Genomic DNA, 18,623 nt, shown 5'->3' on the forward strand with positions numbered 1-18,623 from the left:
AGAAACTGGAGGTTATATGAGTATTAGTCGTCGTTCTTTTATTAAGGGGATGGGAATAGGATGTGTGGGTTGTACCGTGAGTAGTTTACCACCAGGTGCACTTGCATTTAATCCTGTAGATTCTCTTAAGGGTCAGTCAAAATTAACACCTAGCCTGTGTGAAATGTGTTCTTATCGTTGTCCGATAGAAGCTCAGGTTGTTAACAACAAGACCGTTTTTATCCAAGGAAATAGAAATGCGGAACACCAAAGTAGCCGAGTTTGTGCAAGAGGTGGAAGTGGCGTTAGCCTAGTTAATGATCCAAATCGGATTGTCAAACCCATGAAACACAAAGGCCCTAGAGGTGCTGGTGAATGGGAAGTAATAAGCTGGGAACAAGCTTATCAAGAAATTGCAGAAAAAATGAATGCCATAAAACAAAATTATGGTGCAGAAAGTATCTCTTTTTCATCTAAATCAGGTTCACTCTCTTCTCACCTTTTCCATTTGGCAGCCGCATTTGGTTCACCGAACACGTTTACACACGCATCGACTTGCCCTGCGGGTAAAGCCATTGCAGCATCAGTGATGATGGGTGGCGATCTTGCGATGGATTTAGCAAATTCTAAGTATATTATCTCTTTCGGTCATAACCTTTATGAAGGTATTGAAGTCTCTGAAACACACGAACTAATGAGCGCCCAAGAGCGTGGTGCAAAACTAGTCAGTTTTGATCCTCGTTTATCTGTCGTTTCAAGTAAAGCAGATGAGTGGTTCGCAATCCGCCCTGGCGGGGATTTACCTGTTTTAATGGCAATGAGCCATATTCTTATTAAAGAAGATCTTTACGATAAAGATTTTATTGAGAAATTTACCGTTGGCTTCCCACAATTAAAAGACGTTTTACAAGATACAACACCTGAATGGGCTCAAGCACATTCTGATGTTCCCGCTGAAGATATTGTTCGTATCACACGCGAAATAGCAGCAAAAGCACCTCATGCACTGATTATGCCTGGTCACCGCGCAACCTTTAATAAAGAAGAAATCAATATGCGCAGAATGATCTTCACCCTCAATGCCTTACTCGGCAATATTGAACGTGAAGGCGGTATGTATCAGAAAAAAGCAGCTTCAAAATATAATAAATTAGCAGGCATTAATGTTGCTCCTGAATTAGCGAAACCAAGCGTTAAAGGTATGCCTGAAATTACCGCAAAACGCATTGATGCAACAGCACCTCAGTTCAAATACATCAATAAAGGTGGTGGTATTGTTCAGTCCATTATTGATTCAACTTTAGATGGTGTGCCGTATCAAACAAGAGCATGGATTATGTCTCGTCATAATCCATTCCAAACGGTCAGTTGTCGTCCAGAGTTGGAAAAAGCAGCACAGAAATTAGATTTAATTGTTAGCTGTGATGTGTATTTAAGTGAAAGTGCTGCTTATGCAGATTATCTGTTACCTGAAACCACTTATTTAGAGCGTGATGAAGAGATTTCTGATGTTTCAGGGCTAAATCCTGCTTATGCCTTACGCCAGCAAGTTGTTGAACCTATTGGCGATACAAAACCAAGCTGGTTAATTTGGATGGAACTAGGTAAAAAATTAGGTCTAAGCCAATATTTTCCTTGGGAAAATATGGGAGTTCGTCAGTTGTATCAAGTTAATGGCGATGAAGCACTGTATAAAGAAATCCATAAAAAAGGCTATTTATCTTATGGTATTCCATTGCTATTACGTGAACCTACCTATGTTAAAGCGTTCGTAGAACAATATCCTGATGCGATTAAGCATGTTGATGACAATGATATGATGGAAAAAGCCCTCTCATTTAAATCACCAAGTGGCTTAATTGAAATTTACTCTGAAGAATTAGAAAGCCGTTTAGAAAACTATGGTATTCCACGCTTCCACAACTTCCCATTAAAAGAAAAAGACGAGCTTTATTTTATCCAAGGTAAAGTCGCCGTTCATACTAATGGTGCAACACAATACGTACCATTATTAGCTGAATTAATGTGGGAAAACCCAGTTTGGCTACACCCTGAAACAGCTAAAAATCATGGAATTAAACATGGTGATGAAATCATTCTGGAAAACAGTATAGGCAAAGAAAAAGCACATGCTTTGATCACTGAAGGCATTCGCCCTGACACCGTATTTGTTTATATGGGATCAGGTGCAAAAGCAGGTGCGAAAACAGCAGCGACTACAACAGGCGTTCACTGTGGCAACTTATTACCTCATGAAATTAGTCCTGTATCAGGTACTGATGTGCATACATCAGGTGTCAGAATTAGTCGGGCTTAAGGAAAAAAATAACGATGAACAATAATGATAAACAATTTGTCATGTTACATGATGAGAAACGTTGTATTGGCTGCCAAGCTTGTACTGTTGCGTGTAAAGTCATCAATGACATTCCAGAAGGATTTAGCCGACTTCAAGTCCAAATTCAAGGTCCTCATGACGACGAAGCGGGTAACCCACATTACCAATTTTTCCGTGTTTCTTGCCAGCATTGTGAGGATGCACCTTGTGTTTCTGTTTGTCCTACTGGTGCCTCTTTTATTGATGAGAATGGTATCGTTCAGGTGAAAAAAGAGCTGTGTATCGGCTGTGATTACTGTGTTGGTGCTTGTCCTTACCATGTTCGTTATATCAATCCAATGACGCATATCGCAGACAAATGCAACTTCTGTTCTGATACTCGATTAGCTGAGGGTGAATTACCTGCATGTGTATCAGTATGCCCAACAGATGCACTTGCTTTTGGTCGCATCGACTCACCTGAAATTCAGGCTTGGATCAAACAAAAATCCGTTTATCAATACCAATTAGATAATGTCGGAAAACCAAGTTTATTCCGTCGTAAAGAAATCCATCAGGGAGATAAAGCATGACTAGTATCTGGGGAGCAGAACTCCATTATACGCCAGATTATTGGCCTGTATGGTTAATGGCAGCTGGTTTATTAATCGTTGCTATGATAGCAGTATTAGTTATTCATGGCTTACTACGCTATGCCCTTGCACCAAAACACTCTGGTCATTATGAAGAAGAGCGAGTTTATTTATATTCTAAAGCAATTCGTTTTTGGCACTGGGGTAATGCTTTACTGTTTATCCTATTACTATTAAGCGGATTTTTAGGGCATTTCTCTATCGGAAATGTCACTTCAATGGTGCTATTACATAAGATCTGTGGTTTTGTACTTATCGCGTTCTGGATTGGTTTTATTTTTATCAATCTAACAACCAGTAACGGTGTGCATTACAAAGTAAGATTTAGCGGATTAATTGGTCGTTGTATCAAACAAGCTCGCTTTTATCTTTACGGTATAATGAAAGGTGAACCACATCCTTTCGCAGCAACTGAAACTGATAAATTTAACCCACTTCAGCAACTCGCTTACTTAGGTGTGATGTTTGGTTTAGTGCCACTGTTACTTGTTACTGGATTATTATGTTTATATCCTGAAGTCCTCGGTTATGGCTATTGGATGCTAAAAGCACACTTAGTATTAGGAATAGTGGCATTAATGTTTATTTGTGCACACTTCTACTTATGCACACTGGGTGATACTTTCACTCAAACATTCCGTAGCATGATCGATGGTCATCACCGTCACCAGAAACATGATGATCATGGTTCCATAGCAGAAAAAACAGAGCATTAATTTCTCAATATTCCTTCTGTTACGTTTCATTTCCTAAAATGCCCGTTTGAACGGGCATTTTTTTGATCTTAATTCAGAAATAATTTTATAGTTTTATTATTAGCAAATATATCATTTTATTTACATGTTATTCGGTGTATAGTCGGCGCCCACTTTCGCTATATAAATATTTATGCAATGATATACATTGCATTTGCGATAGGTATCATGAAGATTGGCAAATGAGTGCAGCAATTGGTTATCAAACAGCTTATCGTGCTGGTGGATCAAATCATACCGAAAATGGATTAAGTCCTGCTGTCACATTAATGTTTAAACCTCTCAAAGACTAACTGTTACCGTCTCTTCATATTCACAGCGAAGAGGCAACAATAGTCCATCCCAATGTGATATTAACTACTATTATCCATAGATAGTCATTTAATGATAAATACTTAAATTTTGATCTAATAACGTATTTCCTCCAACGCACACATTTTGTCTTTATCATATTAAAATTCATTCTTTTTAAATTTATTGGTATAAAAGGCATAAGTTATCCGTTTAATAGCTTCAAAAATGTTATCAGGAGGTGAAATCATGGTGGGTAATATAAGAGGTAATTTTATGGGAAGCTTATTCTAAACAAGTATTAATTAGCTGTTTTTTTCTCATACAAATAAATACGAGAATATATTTCTCTAAGTATGAAATTCTCAGTTCATTTGTAATAAAATTATTCTTTTTTTCTTAAAATTAAAAATTCTCATTCTCTATATACGTAAAATGCCCTAATAAGGGCATTGGTTTCATATAGAGGCTTTATTTCATCTATTAAGAAAATTCTTATTATTAACTAACCAGAGAGATACACTTACATATAAGAATTATCTTACTCAATTTAGTTATTCTAAAATGAGTTACTTTCTAATTTAAGAATATTATTAGAAGATAGAAAGAGCCTTGCTATCGAAATGAGCTGGAATATGTTGTTCATTACGCTCAGTTTCTTGAGCTATTCCACCTGTTACTTCTTCAAAGAAGCTACCAATATTAACGCCTAGTACTTCAAGTACTCTAACTAAGCAATCAATATCAATACGGTTTACACCACGCTCATAACGAAATAACTGTTGTTCACTAATATCAATCTCTTTTGCTAACTGAAATACAGTATAACCTTGAGATTTTCTTAATGACTTAATTTTTTGTCCAACTGCATAAGCGACTGGATACTTGCTACTCATAATATTGTTCTCGCTTTTCACTTTGATTGATATCTAATTTTATAATGGTGTGTTCCTGCGTAATAATATATAAAAATATATACTATCGAGGACACCTTTTTGTTTTAATAAAATATTATTTTTAGTAGATAAGAAATATTACAATTCATAACATGACTTATCATATGTAAATAATATACTACGCATTTAAACACTTTCAACTAGTCGAAAAAAGACAGTGCAAGCACAATGATTTACTCACACTAGTAAAGAATACCTAGGATAATGGTATATTTCCTTTATTTTCATGCATTTAAAATATTTTATTTATAAAATTACGCTTTTTTTCCCTTAAACTTTACTCATTAATTAGAATTATTATCTACTACAAGCTTAATTTAAAGTGCGATTGTTTGAATTGTGTAAAAATAAATCAACTTATATCAGTCTAATTTATTTAAAATAATAAATTAACCTCATAAAGGTAACGATTTTCTTATTTTTATTAAATAGCTTAAGCAATATCAATGAAATCTGATGAGTTTATAAAAAAGTCAATATTACACTTTAATTTCAATGAATTACATGCATTACATTGAAATATGGATATAAATCTCATTTTAAACATTTGTTAATTAATTTATATAAGCATAAACCCTTACTCTTTCAACTAAATATATTTCAAGATCCACAATTCTTTATTACTCCAGAATAAAAAATTATAGATTTAATTACGCATTTTTTTTGAATTTTTATTAATGAATAACTTATTTTAATTTTCAATTAGATTAAAAATCTTCTTTATGAAATAGAAAAAAGGTGAATGTGAATATAAATATTTTTGTTTTATCAGTAAGTTATTTGAAGATTATGCTTATTACCATAAAAACCATTCTTTTTATGAGCATAAAATACTATTCTTTCTTTTTCACTCAAATACCCGTATTTGATGCATTACAAAAATAGTGTAATCATCGCATCTTAAGCCAAATTAACGAGGGGATGAACTATTAAATATCGCCTTTAGCATGATCTAATTTTGTTAAAAAAAACAAAAATTAATCTTTTTACGTCCTAAGTAATCACACCTATTCCATATAAGAGTTATTCTTAGGGCAAAATAAACATTAATATTTTTATATAATTTATATTCCTACTAAATGCACAATTTTCTCCATTTTTCGTAAAAAATGAAATTAACCACTTCAGGACAAATCACTTAATGATGAAACAAGTGTTTTTTGCTTTATATCATTTACTATCCAGTTCATTATGATGAAAAAAATTGATAAATATCAAATTTTAAGATTAATTTATTTTAAATCATGGAGTTAAATAAGATATTCCGTTCTATCATATCTTTAAAAAAGAAGAATAAAGAAGATAAAACATCATTATATTTTATCTTTCTTCTTGTTAGCGCTATCCTATAGTTTATAAAAAGTAAGAAGTATTAACTATAAAGCCCTATTTTTATCTTTTAATCTTCTGAATTTTTTCTTAAAAAATGCGTGCCACATATTTTTCAATGCTGATTTAAAATGTTTTAACTTACTCATTTTATGAGAGATATTGCTCATAAAAAGTGCTCAAATAATTTATAACCGTGTCTCTGAGGTTATTTAATTTTATTAATAAACTGAAAATGCCTATTTCTACGCCTAAAGAGAGTAGATCTTTCTTTTTCAGTTAGAGTAATTTTTTTAATATTTTCGGCTCAATATTTGAGCTCCACTCAAAAATAAATACATACTTTCTACTGAGCCCCCTCATCCCAAATGATTAACTTAACAATAGAAGAGTGATTTTCTTTTTAAGCGCCTCCACTTTAAATGATAAAAACATAACAGAATGTAAAAAAGCGTAATAAAGAAACCGACTAATGATCACTTTTCACAGAAAACACAATGCAATAGCAAGTTAAAACAGCCTTAGAAACGAATAGCACCAAAGGAACAAAATAAGCCGCTAAGTATTGCCTTGGGTATAGGGTATATGCCAATACAAGGATTAGGAAAGCATGTGAGTAAAGATATGCGGTCATGAACGGGGCATGTATGAGCAAGATGATAAAACAACAGATATAGAAAAAACAATTAAGGCTTAAAAGAATGCAACTAAACGGCAATAACACAGGTATTAAAAACAAAATAACTATTGTTGCTTGTTTTTGAGAAGTACTAGGGAGAACAAAGAAGAAATTATAACGAAGGAATAAAGAAGTGGTGGGCGGTATTGGGCTCGAACCAACGACCTCCTCCTTGTAAGGGAGATGCTCTACCAACTGAGCTAACCGCCCGCTTTATTATTAAATGGTGGGTCGTGGGCGATTCGAACGCCCGACCAATTGATTAAAAGTCAACTGCTCTACCGACTGAGCTAACGACCCATTTAATAATTTTGCGTAAATCTGTAAGTAGCTTTGTGAATGGTGGGTCGTGGGCGATTCGAACGCCCGACCAATTGATTAAAAGTCAACTGCTCTACCGACTGAGCTAACGACCCGTCACAATGTTCACTACTTTATGTTGTATTTTTAGGAATGGTGGGTCGTGGGCGATTCGAACGCCCGACCAATTGATTAAAAGTCAACTGCTCTACCGACTGAGCTAACGACCCATACCTAAATGTGTGATATTGCGCGAAATAACCGAATGAAGTGGTGGGCGGTATTGGGCTCGAACCAACGACCTCCTCCTTGTAAGGGAGATGCTCTACCAACTGAGCTAACCGCCCACTTCATGATGACTAAATTCTCACTACCACGCTTTAATGTAATTGGTGGGCGGTATTGGGCTCGAACCAACGACCTCCTCCTTGTAAGGGAGATGCTCTACCAACTGAGCTAACCGCCCAATTACACTAAATCATACAACTTATCACAACGAAAAATAATGGTGGGCGGTATTGGGCTCGAACCAACGACCTCCTCCTTGTAAGGGAGATGCTCTACCAACTGAGCTAACCGCCCGTCGTGATGGGGTGCATTATAGGGATACTGCGCTATGAGTCAACGATTTTTATCAGTTTTTTATCGTGAAAATGATCGTTCGTTTTATTTTTAGTCAAGATGCTTTTTTTAGCACCATAAGTGACACAGCAATTAATCAAAGTAATCCTACGGATACTCTTCGTCAAACAAAAAATCATCAATTTGAAAAATTTATCTCTGTTAAAAGCTTAATGCCATTGAGGAATTAGCATCCAGTGATAAAATAAGGCAACCATTTCGTTTTTTTGATAATCACGATTACTTATCTATATAAGTAAGACGTACAAAGGCAATCCCAATGAGTAAAATAAAAACCCGTTTTGCACCAAGTCCTACTGGCTATCTACATGTTGGTGGTGCGCGTACCGCACTTTATTCCTGGTTATATAGCCGTCACAATAAGGGCGAATTTGTACTGCGTATAGAAGACACCGACTTAGAACGCTCTACACAGCCAGCCATCGATGCAATCATGGACGGTATGAATTGGTTAAATCTGAATTGGGATGAAGGTCCTTATTATCAGACTAAACGCTTCGATCGCTATAACCAAGTGATTGATCAAATGTTATCTGCGGGTACTGCATACCGTTGCTATTGTTCTAAAGAGCGTTTAGAACAACTACGCGAAGATCAAATGGCGAAAGGTGAAAAACCTCGTTACGATGGTTGTTGCCGTGGCGGTAACCATAATCACAGCGCTGATGAGCCTCATGTTGTGCGTTTCTTAAACCCACAAGAAGGTTCTGTTATTTTTGATGACAAAATTCGTGGCCCGATAGAATTTAGTAACCAAGAGCTTGACGATCTGATTATTCGCCGTACTGATGGCTCTCCAACTTATAACTTCTGTGTTGTTATTGATGACTGGGATATGGAAATCACTCACGTTATTCGTGGTGAAGATCATATCAATAACACACCTCGCCAAATCAATATTCTCAAAGCATTAGGTGCGCCTGTACCTGAATATGCTCACGTATCAATGATTTTAGGTGACGATGGTAAAAAACTATCTAAACGTTATAACGCAGTCAGCGTAATGCAATATCGTGATGACGGCTATTTACCAGAAGCACTATTAAACTACTTAGTACGTTTAGGCTGGTCCCACGGTGACCAAGAGATCTTTACTATTGATGAAATGATTGAACACTTCACTTTAGAAGCTATCAGTAAATCAGCAAGTGCATTTAATACTGATAAATTACTTTGGTTAAACCATCATTACATCAATACACTGCCAGCAGAGAAAGTTGCAGTTCATTTAGATTGGCATATCAAACAACAAAATATTGATACCAGTAATGGTCCATCATTGGTTGAACTGATCAAATTATTAGGCGAACGTTGCAAAACATTAAAAGAGATGGCTGAAAGTTGCCATTACTTCTATGTTGATTTCGAAACCTTTGAAGAAGCTGCCGCGAAAAAACATTTACGCCCAGTAGCTCGTCAACCATTAGAAGTTGTTCGTGATAAGTTATCAGCAATTACAGAGTGGACGGCTGAAAATGTTCACCAAGCCATTCAAGATACTGCTGATGAATTAGAAGTGGGTATGGGTAAAGTGGGCATGCCATTACGAGTTGCTGTAACAGGTGCAGGTCAATCTCCTGGCTTAGATGTTACCGTTCACGCTATTGGTAAAACGCGTAGCATTGCACGTATTAATAAAGCATTAGACTTTATTACTGAAAGAGAAAACCAAGCTTAATTGCCACGTTAATCTTGCTTATTAAGAAAGATACATTCCTAAAATGGGGAATGTATCTTTTTTTGTACTCTTTTTCAGCAATCAATAAATAATGTGAGATTAACTGATTGACAGTATTGTGCTTGTTGCCTATTATCAAGCCCGTTCCAGTATGTTGGGGCTATAGCTCAGTTGGGAGAGCGCTTGCATGGCATGCAAGAGGTCAGCGGTTCGATCCCGCTTAGCTCCACCAATATACTTCTAGAACAATCTAATATGTGGGGTTATAGCTCAGTTGGGAGAGCGCTTGCATGGCATGCAAGAGGTCAACGGTTCGATCCCGTTTAGCTCCACCAGAATTTTAAGATCCTGAAGAGAAATCTTCGGGATTTTTTGTTTTCTACTCCCTCTACTTTTTAATATTGCGGGTAAGCCCATATTCAAGCCATAAAAAATGAATGGCCTGATAATATTAACTTTAGTTAACATAATTCATGAGATGGCATATTTATGAAAAAGAGTGAATTAGAAAATGTATTGTCATTATTTATTGAATTAAGCCAAAAAATTATTAATGCATTACCTCCTGAAAAATCAGGTATAAACAATAATTAGCATCACCGCTTTAATGGCTTTAATAACCCTTCTAGACCTTCAATTTTAATTGCTAAGGTCATCTCCATAAGTTGACCAAGCTTACCTTCAGGAAACTCGCCTTTCTTTGCAAACCACAATAAATATTCTTCAGGTAAATCAACCAACATACGCCCTTTGTACTTACCAAATGGCATTTGAGTGTTTGCTATATCGATAAGATGCTGTTTCTCTAGCATGTTTTCTACCACGTTGTCATTGAAGGAATAGAACCGATTATAGGGCAATTTAAAGATAAAAAAAGCAGTACCCAAAGGTACTGCTTTATTTTCTGTTACTTGATTAACAAGTGACGCTGTTTACATTGTTATTTTATTCACATGCTATCTGTTTTATCTTCAGAGATTAAACAAACAGACCTGCGATAGCGGCTGATAAGAAGCTTACTAATGTAGAGCCGAACAGTAATTTCAGACCGAAACGAGAAACAACGTTACCTTGTACTTCATTCAGACCTTTAATCGCACCTGCTACAATCCCGATTGAAGAGAAGTTAGCAAATGAGACTAAGAATACAGATAAGATCCCCACAGAGCGTGGTGTTAACTCAGAAGCGATATCTTGTAAGCTACCCATTGCAACGAATTCATTAGACACTAATTTTGTTGCCATCACACTACCAACACGTAATGCATCTTGTTCTGGCACACCAATTACCCATGCTAATGGATAGAAAACGTAACCTAAACAATCTTGGAAGCTGATACCAAAAATCATGCTGAAAATCGCATTCACAGCAGCGATTAATGCAATGAAACCAATCAACATTGCAGCAACGATTAATGCAACTTTGAAACCCGCTAAGATGTATTCACCTAACATCTCAAAGAAGCTTTGGCCTTCATGCAGACTACCCATTTGAATATCTTCTTCATTTTCAACAGAATATGGGTTAATCACAGAAAGAACGATAAATGTACTGAACATATTCAGTACCAGAGCAGCAACAACGTATTTTGGATCTAACATTGTCATGTATGCACCAACAATTGACATAGATACTGTCGACATTGCTGTTGCAGCCATAGTGTACATACGACGCTGAGACATTTTGCCTAATACATCTTTATAGGCAATAAAGTTCTCTGATTGGCCAAGAACCAGTGAGCTCACCGCGTTGAATGATTCCAGTTTCCCCATACCGTTCACTTTAGAAAGCACAGTACCGATAATGCGGATCACGAAAGGTAATACTTTGATATGTTGAAGAATACCAATTAATGCAGAAATAAAGATAATTGGACATAAAACATTCAAGAAGAAGAATGCTAAACCACCTTTCATCATGCCACCGAATACAAACTCAGTACCCTGTGCGGCATAGCCTAATAAGTGATCAAATAATCCAGCGAAGCCACGAACAAAGCCTTCACCAACATCAGAGTTGAGGAAGAACCATGCTAATGCGATTTCAATAACTAATAACTGCACGATATAACGCAGACGGATCCCTTTGCGGTTGTTACTCGCAACGAATGCTAATGCGCCAATAACGGCGAGTGCTAAAACGAAGTGAATGATAGAGGACATGCATGCTCCAAAAATAAAAATAAATCTTGTAGAGCATTTTATGTAACGCGTAACATTACGATGTGACTACTGTCACAATCTCATGAAACCGCATACACACTATTTATTAAATAAGATAGGTTGATCACACTTTGAAAGTTACTTAAGAAACATTAAATGTGAATTTAGCTTAAGTGAAAATGCCACTGAGAAGATTTCCCCAGTAGCATTTATTAAATATTAGGATGATTATTTCGATTGATCAAGTAATCGTATCATTTCATCTTCATCGATAACAGTTATCCCTAATTCGTTAGCTTTCACTAACTTAGAACCAGCTGCTTCACCCGCAATGACCATGTCAGTTTTTTTAGAAACACTTCCACTTACTTTTGCGCCTAACGCCATTAATCTGTCTTTTGCTTCATCACGCGTTAACTGTGCAAGTGACCCAGTTAACACAACGGTTTTACCCGCAAAAGGATTATCACCCGCTTCATGAGTCACAATAACAGGCGCTTGCCATGTAATACCGGCATCATTGATCAATTGATCTATAACCGTTCTATTGTGTTCCTCTTGGAAGAAATTAACGACATGTTTAGCGACGACATCACCCACATCAGGGACTAATTTTAGCGCTTCTACATCTGCATTTCGTAATTCATCAAGGGTTGAGAAATGTGTTGTCAATCCACTTGCTGTTGCTTCACCGACTTCTCGAATACCAAGTGCATAAATAAAACGTGCAAATGTCGTTGATTTAGCCTTATCTAAAGCAGTGATCAATTTTTTAGCTGATTTTTCACCCATTCTCTCTAAACCAGATAGAATTTTTTCATCTAAACGGAAGAGATCTGCTGGTGTTTTGACATATTCTTTCTCAACCAGTTGGTCGATAATTTTATCGCCCATTCCATCGACATCCATAGCTCGACGTGAAACAAAATGTTTAAGTGCTTCTTTACGTTGCGCTCCACAAATTAAGCCACCAGTACAACGAGCAACCGCTTCGCCTTCAATGCGCTCAATATCAGAATCACAAATAGGACAATGTGTCGGAAAGACAATTTCTTTAGCATCATCAGGGCGCTTTTCTTCAATCACACTGACAACCTGAGGAATAACATCACCAGCTCGACGAATAACGACCGTATCGCCAATGCGTATTCCTAAGCGTTCAATTTCATCAGCATTGTGTAACGTTGCATTACTCACAACAACACCTGCAACTTGAACAGGTTCTAAACGCGCAACAGGTGTAATCGCTCCAGTGCGCCCTACTTGGAATTCGACATCTTTGATAATCGTCATTTGCTCTTGAGCTTGGAATTTATAAGCAATAGCCCAACGTGGTGCTCTTGATACGAAACCCAGTTCCTCTTGCAATGCAATATCATCAACCTTGATAACAACCCCATCAATATCAAAACCTAAATTGGGGCGAACTTCTTCTACATGGTGATAAAAATCAAGTACTGCTTTGCTACCAGTGCAAAGTTTTACAGCATCGCTAACAGGCAATCCCCACTTTTTAAATTGTTGTAGGCGCTCATAGTGACTTGTAGGTAATTCGCCACCTTCAAGTACACCGACACCATAACAGAAAAAGGTTAATGGACGTTTTGCTGTAATACGAGGATCAAGCTGTCTTAATGAGCCAGCTGCGGCATTGCGAGGATTAGCAAAAACTTTTCCGCCTGTGCGGCGCGCTTCTTCGTTTAAATATTCAAAGCCTTTTTCATTCATAAAGACTTCGCCACGAATTTCAATACGAGCAGGAATATCTTCACCATATAAACGCAGTGGAATAGCTTTGATTGTTCTCACATTCTCAGTGATATTTTCCCCTGTTGTGCCATCACCACGCGTTGCAGCTTGTACTAATACTCCATTTTCATAAAGTAAACTCACTGCCAATCCATCTAATTTTAATTCACAACAGAAAGTGATCTCTTCACTATTTTTTAAACGATCACGTAAACGCTTATCAAAAGCCAGATAGCTTGTTTCATCAAAAGCATTATCTAAGGAGAGCATCGGAATTTCATGTCTCACTTGCTCAAATGCCGTTAGGGGTAAAGCACCAACTCGCTGTGTAGGCGAATCAGAGGTAATTAATTCAGGGTGTTCAGCTTCTAATGCTTTTAGCTCATTCATTAAGCGATCGTATTCAGCATCAGGTATTTCAGGTGCGTCCATGACATGATAGAGATATTCATGGTGACGTAGAGTAACGCGAAGTTTATCAATTTTTTGTTGAGTGTTTTTATTCATGATTATCACCAAAGAAGAAAAACCCCCGCAAGCGGGGGCTTTTTTTACAGATATAAAGCTATTGATTTAAATCCAGCGTCCTGCGAATTCTAGATTTATAAAGCTCGATTTTTTGTGGCGTTAAGAGTTTGCGTTCATCATCCAGCACAACACCACCTACATCAGATGCTATTCGTTGAGCCGTAAGTAACATCAATTTAAAGTTTTGATTAGCATCACCATAAGATGGCACCATCATAAACATCGATACACCTGGTGTCGTTAATTCAGCCATCGTATCAATGTTAAATGTTCCTGGTTTCACCATATTCGCTAAACTAAACAACACAGGCCCATTGGCTGTTGGGTTGAGATGTCGATGGAAAATATTCATTTCGCCAAACTGGAATCCAGCTTGAATGATACTTTGCATCAACACTTCACCATCCAGCATTTGGCCATGATGTGCACTTACGTTTAGAACAATAACCAGCTCTTTCTCTGCTTCTGTTGCTTGCGGAGCAGATTCAACTTTTGGCTCTTCAGCCGGAGCATGATGCGAAGCCTCAGTTTCAACAGGAGTCACATGAGCCGTTGTCTCTGAAATTGAAGGCTCAAAACTCGCTGATGGGCTTACTGTATTAACGTGTGATTTTATTTCACTCGCAACATTAACCACAGGAGCTTGTTTTGGCTCATCCCTAACAATCGGTACAGGCTCATTTTCAATAACATCAAAAACACCAAGGCTTGGCTCTTGCTGTAATGAAGTGTCGTGAGAATTCCCTTTTGTTTGGTTTTCAGACATTAATGGATCTCTATCTACCACTGAAATTTCAGGTTCATGTAGAGGCTCCGATTTTATCGGTGGCTCACTCTCCCGCTTTTCAGTAGAGGATAAAGTTGATGTCTGATGACTAACCTCAGCATATTGTGGTTCGTCATCGTTCTCATCTGACTGATAATTCTGTTTCTGACGTTTTACTGGGCGATTACGGAAAAGCTTAGAACGCTCTTTTCGACCAATCCATAAGCCGTGTAATAACAAAGCTATGATTAAAATCGCACCAACAACGATTAATATCAGACGCAAATTTTGCTGCATCATTTCTATCTCTGTTGTCTTGAGGTTTAATAGCCACGTTGGCAAATATTACTTTTTACTAAGAGTATTTGCCAATGCTCATAAGTGCAAGCCAATACTTAATTTTCTTGTCACAAAGATACACACTTCAATCTCTTATGCGCGTTTTTTAGACAATTCATGACTAGTAAGGCTGATTATCTCCCTATATGATACTAGCTTGCCCTCATTGGAGAGAATAGGAAGTATGACAAATTTGACAGAAACGAATAAAAATTTAAATGGATTTCATTATTTTGCTCTTGGTTGGCGTTTAATTACACGCAAAGGGCTGAAGCGTTTTGTTATCTTACCCTTACTTGCCAACATTATTATTCTCGGAAGCGCTTTTTGGTGGTTATATGGTCAAATTGATGGCATGGTCAATTGGATGATGGAAAAAATTCCTGATTGGTTACAGTGGTTGAGTTATTTGATCTGGCCATTATCCGTTATTTTTATCTTATTAGTGTTCACTTATTTCTTTAGCACCTTAGCCAACATTATTGCTTCTCCGTTTAATGGATTATTGGCTGAAAAATTAGAAGGCCAAATAACTGGCATTGCCCCACCAGATACGGGTGTTGCAGGTATATTGAAAGATGTTCCACGTATTTTAAAGCGTGAGTTAACTAAAATAGCTTATTATTTACCTCGCGCTATTGTTTTGTTATTGCTCTATTTTATTCCTGCTATCGGACAAACCGTTGCGCCTGTTTTATGGTTTGCTTTTGGTGCTTGGATGATGGCAATTCAATATAATGACTTTCCATTTGATAACCATAAAATTTCATTTGCAGAGATGAAATCTTCGCTTAAACAGGATAAATGGAATAATCTTCAATTTGGTATGATTATTAATATTTTTACCATGATCCCTATTCTAAATTTAGTCATCATGCCAGTTGCGATCTGTGGTGCAACAGCAATGTGGTGCGATCGTTATCGTAAACAACATGTGCAAGATGGGCAGTGGTAAACCTAATTTAGCGACATATCGATAAATATAAAAAAACCCCGTTTTATTCTTCTTAGACGGGGTTTTATTTTATGGTTTTTCTAAAATGTGATTTAGCTTATTTTGTTATTAACCAGACTACTCAATTAATGAACGAATATAATCTTTCGTTTCTTCTCTATCCATCGGCTCACGCTCATTAATACCCATTTCAAAGATATTTAATGCGCCATCTAGTTTTTCAATAATCTCTTCATCATCTCGAATGCAGAGAATATAAGCATTTTCAAACGGTGTAAGATCGACCAATCGTAACCCTTTTTCTGTCAAAAAGTGGTTAATATATTCCAAATAAGGTAGTTCATAAGGCAACATATAAGGATCTACACTCACCTCATCCCAGTCAATATTTTCAACTTGAGATAAAATCAACGCACTCGGTGATTCAGGCAAAGAGATGTGCTCTAACGATTTTAGATCAGGAATATCACCGAAATATTCTGTCCACTCCACATAGTCCATTAATCCTTGAGCTGAGAGTGATTCATATAGCCAATTAAGGACATCTTCTTGAGCATCTGACTCGGGTAAATTTTCACGCAAAGCTTGCGCATCTAATTCAGGTACGGCGAGTTCAAGCGCACTAATCAACTCTTCAATGGTTTCCATTATGACCCCTGTATTTGCAGTAAATGTGGTTAAAAATAGATTATCAGCCATCAATATACTGTACATCTCTTGATTTATTAATTTGTGAATCGTCTCACTGACTCTTGATTAGAACCTTTTGGAATAAAAAGAGAAAAAAGTTATAAGTATATTCATAAAGCTTATTTCCATCTTTAGCTTGATGGCGTATGGTAATTTCATCTGACCTTATAAAAATTATGTACCGAGGATAAAAATGAGCAAGATTTTCGAAGACAACTCGCAAACTATTGGGCACACTCCCTTAATTCGCTTAAAACATTTCGGAAATGGCAACATTCTGGCTAAAGTGGAATCTCGTAACCCAAGCTTCAGTGTAAAATGCCGTATCGGTGCCAACATGATTTGGGATGCAGAAAAAAAAGGCATTCTTAAAGAAGGCGTTGAGCTTGTAGAACCTACCAGTGGTAATACTGGGATTGCTCTGGCTTATGTTGCAGCAGCTCGTGGCTACAAATTAACACTGACGATGCCAGATACCATGAGTGTAGAACGCCGTAAATTACTCAAAGCATTAGGTGCTAATTTAGTGCTGACTGAAGGCGCAAAAGGCATGAAAGGTGCCATTGATAAAGCCAATGAAATTCGTGATAGCGATCCTAAGCGTTACCTTTTACTACAACAATTTAGTAATCCAGCTAACCCTGAAATTCATGAAAAAACCACAGGTCCTGAAATCTGGAATGATACTGATGGTGAAGTAGGTGCTGTTATTGCTGGCGTCGGCACTGGTGGTACTATTACGGGTATTGGTCGCTATTTGAAAAAGACACAAGGTAAAGCGGTAACAATGGTTGCTGTTGAACCAGTAGGCTCCCCTGTTATAACTCAAGCTCTCGCAGGTGAAGAAATAAAACCGGGTCCACATAAAATCCAAGGTATCGGAGCTGGCTTTATTCCTGAAAACCTAGATTTATCGTTACTGGATCGTGTTATTCAAATCACTAACGAAGAAGCCTTTGATACTGCTCGTGAACTGATGACTAAAGAAGGTATTCTTGCGGGTATTTCTTCAGGTGCAGCTATTGCAGCTGCAGTAAAACTCGCAAAAGAACCAGAATTTGCAAATAAAGAAATTGTGGTTATTTTACCTTCTTCAGGTGAACGTTATTTAAGCACTCCACTTTTTGCTGACATTTCTGACAGCTAAATCGCGTCATCTCAATTGTAAAATATTTATTAAAAAAGCACCTCAATGGTGCTTTTTTTGTGGTAGAGATCAAAGTTTGTTATCCAGACAGGTGATTTATTTCTTCGAGTTTAGTATTTAATCAATTAATTATTTCGAAGGTCGAAATTAATCAGAAAATAACCGAGATGACAAAACGAACTCTTTTATCTTTCTGAACACTATTTTTATCAGATGACGCTTTACGGCTTAATATTATCTGATATTGCTACGCAAAGCAGGACAAATTCATCTACACTTACTAAGTCCTGACTTAATGTGAACAATTGAGTTATAAAAGGAAAAAATCCTATGTACCAGCAAGAAGTTACTATTACAGCACCAAACGGCTTACATACTCGTCCTGCGGCACAATTTGTAAAAGAAGCCAAAACATTTTCTTCTGATATCACGCTTATCTCTAGCGGTAAATCTGCCAGCGCTAAGAGCCTTTTCAAATTACAAACTTTAGGCTTAACCCAAGGTACTGTTGTAACTATCTCTGCTGAAGGCGAAGATGAAAAACAAGCTGTTGAAGCATTGGTAAAATTAATGGCGGAATTAGAGTAATTCGCAATTAAGCATTAACGCACTATTTATTCCCCTGAAACCATTCAGGGGAGTTAATTTCAATGATGATTTTAAAACAACAGTATTTTGCAATCCTATTCTTTTAAGATTATCACCAG

The 18,623-nt window shown here is 36.9% G+C and carries 13 protein-coding genes and 9 tRNA genes; 9 read left to right on the forward strand and 13 right to left on the reverse strand.

All coding sequences use genetic code 11. The features are described from left to right. Positions 1-16: 16 nt before the first annotated feature. From phsA to phsC, 3 genes are read left to right on the forward strand one after another with little or no spacing between them, the layout of a single operon-like run. Positions 17-2,296: a thiosulfate reductase PhsA gene (phsA, locus tag ACNART_RS10095; RefSeq protein WP_198625807.1), complete on the forward strand. Its 2,280-nt coding sequence runs from the start codon at positions 17-19 to the stop codon at positions 2,294-2,296. Between the two features lie 14 nt (positions 2,297-2,310). Then, entirely contained in the window at positions 2,311-2,889 is a 579-nt protein-coding gene (locus ACNART_RS10100; RefSeq protein WP_023581663.1) for a 4Fe-4S dicluster domain-containing protein, read from the forward strand. After that, a complete protein-coding gene (phsC, locus tag ACNART_RS10105) occupies positions 2,886-3,665 on the forward strand; it encodes a thiosulfate reductase cytochrome B subunit (protein WP_109370939.1) in 780 nt (259 codons plus the stop codon). Before ACNART_RS10100 ends, phsC begins: the two co-directional genes overlap by 4 nt. A gap of 923 nt (positions 3,666-4,588) precedes the next feature. Here phsC and ACNART_RS10110 read toward each other — a convergent pair. From ACNART_RS10110 to ACNART_RS10145, 8 genes are all read right to left on the reverse strand, one after another. After that, a complete protein-coding gene (locus ACNART_RS10110) occupies positions 4,589-4,891 on the reverse strand; it encodes a helix-turn-helix domain-containing protein (RefSeq protein ID WP_196533856.1) in 303 nt (100 codons plus the stop codon). Between the two features lie 2,202 nt (positions 4,892-7,093). Beyond that, positions 7,094-7,169, reverse strand: a tRNA-Val gene (locus ACNART_RS10115). Between the two features lie 14 nt (positions 7,170-7,183). Continuing rightward, positions 7,184-7,259 (reverse strand) — tRNA-Lys (locus tag ACNART_RS10120). Between the two features lie 40 nt (positions 7,260-7,299). After that, positions 7,300-7,375, reverse strand: a tRNA-Lys gene (locus ACNART_RS10125). A 38-nt stretch (positions 7,376-7,413) separates the two neighbouring features. Continuing rightward, positions 7,414-7,489 (reverse strand) — tRNA-Lys (locus tag ACNART_RS10130). Between the two features lie 41 nt (positions 7,490-7,530). Then, positions 7,531-7,606, reverse strand: a tRNA-Val gene (locus tag ACNART_RS10135). Positions 7,607-7,649: 43 nt separating this feature from the next. Beyond that, a tRNA-Val gene (locus ACNART_RS10140) sits at positions 7,650-7,725 on the reverse strand. Positions 7,726-7,765: 40 nt separating this feature from the next. Beyond that, positions 7,766-7,841, reverse strand: a tRNA-Val gene (locus ACNART_RS10145). A 319-nt stretch (positions 7,842-8,160) separates the two neighbouring features. Between ACNART_RS10145 and gltX the strand changes: the two genes are divergently transcribed. The 3 genes from gltX to ACNART_RS10160 all read left to right on the forward strand — a co-directional run bounded on the left by gltX (position 8,161) and on the right by ACNART_RS10160 (position 9,914). After that, positions 8,161-9,579, forward strand: a complete 1,419-nt coding sequence (gltX, locus tag ACNART_RS10150) for a glutamate--tRNA ligase (protein ID WP_109370941.1) — start codon at positions 8,161-8,163, stop codon at positions 9,577-9,579. A 156-nt stretch (positions 9,580-9,735) separates the two neighbouring features. After that, positions 9,736-9,811: transfer RNA gene (locus ACNART_RS10155), tRNA-Ala, on the forward strand. A gap of 27 nt (positions 9,812-9,838) precedes the next feature. Continuing rightward, positions 9,839-9,914 (forward strand) — tRNA-Ala (locus ACNART_RS10160). A gap of 261 nt (positions 9,915-10,175) precedes the next feature. On the opposite strand, the gene ACNART_RS10165 is transcribed toward ACNART_RS10160, so the two are convergent. From ACNART_RS10165 to zipA, 4 genes are all read right to left on the reverse strand, one after another. Beyond that, positions 10,176-10,391 (reverse strand): DUF3820 family protein, encoded by a 216-nt coding sequence (locus tag ACNART_RS10165; RefSeq protein WP_023581656.1) that lies wholly within the window; start codon positions 10,389-10,391, stop codon positions 10,176-10,178. Positions 10,392-10,557: 166 nt separating this feature from the next. Beyond that, on the reverse strand, positions 10,558-11,742 hold the full coding sequence (locus ACNART_RS10170; RefSeq protein WP_099073755.1) for a NupC/NupG family nucleoside CNT transporter: 1,185 nt from the start codon (positions 11,740-11,742) through the stop codon (positions 10,558-10,560). A gap of 228 nt (positions 11,743-11,970) precedes the next feature. Beyond that, positions 11,971-13,998, reverse strand: a complete 2,028-nt coding sequence (gene ligA, locus ACNART_RS10175) for an NAD-dependent DNA ligase LigA (RefSeq protein WP_198632662.1) — start codon at positions 13,996-13,998, stop codon at positions 11,971-11,973. 58 nt (positions 13,999-14,056) lie between these two features. Then, positions 14,057-15,082 carry a cell division protein ZipA gene (zipA, locus tag ACNART_RS10180; protein ID WP_409281909.1) on the reverse strand — a complete coding sequence of 342 codons (1,026 nt, stop codon included), beginning with the start codon at positions 15,080-15,082 and terminating at the stop codon, positions 14,057-14,059. A 226-nt stretch (positions 15,083-15,308) separates the two neighbouring features. Between zipA and cysZ the strand changes: the two genes are divergently transcribed. Further along, positions 15,309-16,079, forward strand: coding sequence for a sulfate transporter CysZ (cysZ, locus tag ACNART_RS10185; RefSeq protein WP_198619742.1), 771 nt, complete (start codon positions 15,309-15,311; stop codon positions 16,077-16,079). A 117-nt stretch (positions 16,080-16,196) separates the two neighbouring features. Here the strand turns inward: cysZ and ACNART_RS10190 are convergent, their stop codons facing one another. Continuing rightward, on the reverse strand, positions 16,197-16,727 hold the full coding sequence (locus ACNART_RS10190; RefSeq protein WP_232797507.1) for a hypothetical protein: 531 nt from the start codon (positions 16,725-16,727) through the stop codon (positions 16,197-16,199). Between the two features lie 235 nt (positions 16,728-16,962). Between ACNART_RS10190 and cysK the strand changes: the two genes are divergently transcribed. After that, the gene (cysK, locus tag ACNART_RS10195) at positions 16,963-17,916 is read left to right on the forward strand and encodes a cysteine synthase A (protein WP_109370945.1); all 954 of its coding nucleotides are present in this window, start codon (positions 16,963-16,965) and stop codon (positions 17,914-17,916) included. Between the two features lie 330 nt (positions 17,917-18,246). Next, a complete protein-coding gene (gene ptsH / locus ACNART_RS10200; RefSeq protein WP_006533407.1) occupies positions 18,247-18,504 on the forward strand; it encodes a phosphocarrier protein Hpr in 258 nt (85 codons plus the stop codon). Positions 18,505-18,623: the final 119 nt, after the last annotated feature.

This window comes from Proteus sp. LHD240705 (assembly GCF_047921555.1).
Taxonomy (GTDB): Bacteria; Pseudomonadota; Gammaproteobacteria; order Enterobacterales; family Enterobacteriaceae; genus Proteus.